The following is an 830-nucleotide window of genomic DNA, read 5'->3' on the forward strand; positions in this document are numbered from 1 at the left end:
TGGCCTTATATTCAATTTGCCAATAATGATGAGGCTTTAAAGAGTATGTTGGCTGGTGTAATTCGTCGACAAATGATGTGTATTAACATTGATCCGTATGCCAATGCATTCTTAGATCCTCATGATCCTAATCCGGATCATCAATGGATGAGTGATAATACAGATATGAAATTAGCACTTCACGAACGTAAATATGAAATTGATTCATTATGTTATCCGCTTCGATTGGCTTATGAGTATTGGAAAGTAACTGGAGATACCTCTATTTTTGATGAGGAATGGTTAAAAGCAATGGAAAATATTCTTAAAACTTTTAAAGAGCAGCAACGAAAGGAAAATAACGGACAATATAAGTTTCAGCGTAATACAGAACGCCAGTTAGATACGATGAATAACAATGGATTGGGTAATCCTGTTAATCCTGTCGGTTTAATTGTTTCATGTTTCAGACCATCAGATGATGCTACAACTTTACAATTTTTAATTCCATCTAATTTCTTTGCGGTTACTTCTTTGCGTAAAGCTGCTGAAATATTGACAGCTGTGAATAAAGATGAAGCAACAGCTCAGCAATGTATTGATTTAGCAAATGAAGTAGAAGGTGCATTACAGAAATACGCTACCTACAATCATCCTAAATACGGAACTATTTATGCTTATGAGGTTGATGGTTTTGGAAATCAGTATTTGATGGATGATGCTAATGTGCCTAGCCTGTTAGCTATGGCTTATCTGGGCGATGTTGATGTTAATGATCCTATTTACCAGAATACACGAAATTTCGTTTGGAGTAAAGATAATCCATACTTCTTTACGGGTTCTGCAGGAGA

The 830-nt window shown here is 35.5% G+C and carries 1 protein-coding gene; it reads left to right on the forward strand.

The genetic code is table 11. The annotated features are described in order from the left end of the window. On the forward strand, nucleotides 1–830 hold an 830-nt coding region (locus OM075_RS26645), incomplete at both ends, for a glycoside hydrolase family 125 protein (RefSeq protein ID WP_301193333.1).

It is taken from the genome of Plebeiibacterium sediminum (assembly GCF_026013605.1).
GTDB classification, from domain to species: Bacteria; Bacteroidota; Bacteroidia; order Bacteroidales; family Marinilabiliaceae; genus Saccharicrinis; species Saccharicrinis sediminus.